Source organism: Lutispora sp. (genome assembly GCF_041687175.1).
In the GTDB taxonomy this organism is placed as follows: Bacteria; Bacillota; Clostridia; order Lutisporales; family Lutisporaceae; genus Lutispora.
On record NZ_JAWLCK010000142.1, the window covers coordinates 1 to 3,282 of the forward strand.

1 protein-coding gene is annotated in these 3,282 nt (G+C 27.0%); it reads left to right on the top strand.

Annotated elements, in window-relative coordinates:
* Nucleotides 1-337: 337 nt before the first annotated feature.
* Nucleotides 338-3,220, top strand: a complete 2,883-nt coding sequence (locus ACESM9_RS13785) for an SIR2 family protein (RefSeq protein WP_372999851.1) — start codon at nucleotides 338-340, stop codon at nucleotides 3,218-3,220.
* The last annotated feature ends 62 nt before the right edge of the window (nucleotides 3,221-3,282 follow it).

Consider the following 3,282-nt stretch of genomic DNA (forward strand, 5'->3'; position numbering starts at 1 on the left):
AAGGATTATTCTAAGGGGCTTGCGAAGGTAAAAATTGCAAAATATATGCCATATAATGCAAAATAATTCTATATTATAAATATTTGTGGTAAAATGATACAAAAAAGTGATACGCTCATAACATTACTTATAATGTTTGATCATACGTTCCTATGTAAGTAAATAAGTATGACGTACTTACTAATGTTGAATTTATAAAAGCTATTACGGAGTTGTTATTTGAAAAAGGAATAGATAAGTTGTTTATATCAAATAGAAAAATTAAATTAGCTTTTTTACTATAGATATTATATCGTGGGATTAAGGAAATATAATTTAAACATTAGGATGCTAGGTTATGATTAATTATTCTGAAGACAGAAGAATTCTTAAACAAGCTATTACTGATAACAAGTTAGTTGTATTTGTAGGAGCAGGTGCATCTATTAACTCAGGCATACCTTTATGGAAGGATGCTGTTCAAAAAATTTACGAAAGAATCGGTTCTACGGCATTGGATAAGAATGATACACTAAAAATTCCACAAGTTTATTTTAATGCACGTGGTGAAAAAGAATATAATGAACTTGTTAAAGATATTTTTAAATATGATGGTAAGAATCCAAATAAAATACATGAACTTATAGTAAAATTGAATCCTTGCCATGTAATTACAACTAATTATGATGATTTTTTGGAAAAAGCTTTTATTGCTAACGGAGAGTTCTTAGATGTAGTGCAAAAAGATAGTGAAATTCCGTATTCTAAAAATAGCCGTATGATAATTAAGATGCATGGCGGATTTACTTACAACAATTTTGTATTTAAAGAAGATGATTATTTAAACTATTCTCACAATTTTGCGTTGATTGAAATTTTTATAAAAGCTTTAGTTGCAAAAAACGTAATTCTATTTGTTGGATATTCATACAACGATCCGGACACTAAGCAAATTTTCAACTGGGTTAAAAATATTCTAGGAGACAATTTTCAAAGAGCATATTTTTTCGATGCAGGAAATTGTTATGATTTAAACACAGTAAACTATTACAAAAACTTAGGAATTAACATTATCTATTCGTCAGAATGCTTAAGAGAAAGTTTTAATAAGGATAGTATATATGAAAATACAGTAAAAGTGTTAGAGTATATTATTAATGATGAACAGGAGACAGATATTACTAATATTGTTTACAATGCATCTAAACATTTAGTAGGTCTAAATTATATACTGGCTCAATATATCCCTTATATGTTTAGGAATTTAGATGTTGTATATAAAGAAGGTAGTTTAACGCTTTTAAGTAACAAGGCTGAGGAGTTGTTTAAATCATTAAACGAAGATTTTCTCACAAAAAAATCCAAGCTTTCAACTATTAAAGAACTATTAGATAAGACAATAATAAAAAATTCTTATATTTACGATGCAGAATCGCATAAGCCAACGATTTTATGCAATTTTAATAAGGCTCCATCAGCCAAACTATATGAGGATATTGATAATCAAAATTTCATAAATATTAAGAGTTATGCCGACTCTGTAAATATGGCCATGCAAATGGATAACCAACTACAATTACGCATAGCTTATAGCTTTTATGAGCTTCAAGAATACCAAAAGTGTTATGATATATTGAAAAAGGTATCTTTAACCTATAAACGACAGCAAAATTATATTTGGTATTTTATTACAGAATTCAATCGATTGCATGTTGGTAGGCTTATAAGTTGGCGAATATATTGGGGTACAAATAATGAATTAAATAACGAAACCGAAAAAATTGATTTAAGTGATATATTATATAACAATGCTTTAAAAGGAAAACATGAGAATCGATTTTTAAAAGAACTTGAGAATTTCACTTTAATGTATAAGACATTATCGGAAGTACTTAAATTTTATGAAAAAGTAGAAAAAGACGCAAATACTAATTACGTTTTCGGGTCTGGAGTTGCAAATATAGATAAATTAGAAGTTTCTGTTATGGATTTCTATAATTATTTAAAATTAAACCATTTGATGATTGACGCATATTCTGAGGTTCTTGAGGTATATAAGCAATATATAAATGCTGTATTTTGCTCTCATAGCAAAAAAGAAAAGGAATTTTCAGATGGAATGTTTGGCTCAGGTAAAAACAAAGTGTTAAAAGAGGTTTCACCGTTTACTATAATTATTATTTGTAAATATATAGATAAAAAGTGTTTAGATGATATATTGCAAAATAATGATGTAACGAAAATAAAATTGTCAATTGATGCTGAAAACAAACTTTTTGAGATCCTTGACAATTACTTTATTGCTATTGAGAACAAAATATTACTTAGCAACCTCAAAGATAAGCTATTTGTAATTTTAAGGATATTAGGAATGTCAAATTTATCACAGGAAAGAATCACATTTATTGTAAATAAAATAAATAACCTTATGACTCAAAATTACTTTGAAGATACTGACTTTACTGAAATAAGCAATTTTATTGTTAAGAAATACAATTGTGATAAAACTCTACTATCTTCTGAAACTATATGTTTAGTAATTAGCACTATTTGTAATGGATTTAGATTAAAAATATGGGCAGAAACAGATATTTCCTATTTACATACTCTTTTTACTAATCTTAGTTATATCTTAAATGATGTATTCCCAAATGAGAAAATTAGTGATATGCTTTCCGAGGCTATTTTAGAAAGTGAATATGAAGAGTTTTTCCCGGAATTATTTTCTGTAGCATCTGATAGGATAAAAGAAAAAATAAAGACGGAAGTTTTATCAAAATTAGAAGACAATAACTTCAATTATGAATTATATTATGATTCTATAAATGGAAATATTATATCACAATCAAAAGAAATGGAAGATAAGCTTTTTGAAAAGGTTAAACAAATTCATAATGAACAAAATCCGTCAACTAAGTCTTATCCCGATCCATTAGAGACAATACTCACTTATTGCATAAATCTGCATCTAAATGGAAAATTGATTGATAAGGATAGATTTAAACCTTACCTTAAAGATTTTCCACAAATAAAGTTTTTATATGATATGAACAATTTTGACTATAATAAGTTTGAACTTTCATGGTTTACGCACGCAAATAATGCACTAAAAGAAAATATTGTACAAAATCAAACAGCTTTTAGAGAAATCAAAAAGTTATACAGAAAAGCGTTGGGAAATAATGACTATGATCAGAAAATGCTTAATGAATATTTGAAATATTTTGATAAAGTGAAATAGTTGAAGAGTTAAACATTTTACCATGATACTTTATGTATCTAAATCTCTTCGTAGCCACTCCC

Bases quoted from the DNA above. Each gene is read 5' to 3' on its own strand.
- ACESM9_RS13785 (WP_372999851.1), top strand. From the start codon at position 338: ATGATTAATTATTCTGAAGACAGAAGAATTCTTAAACAAGCTATTACT.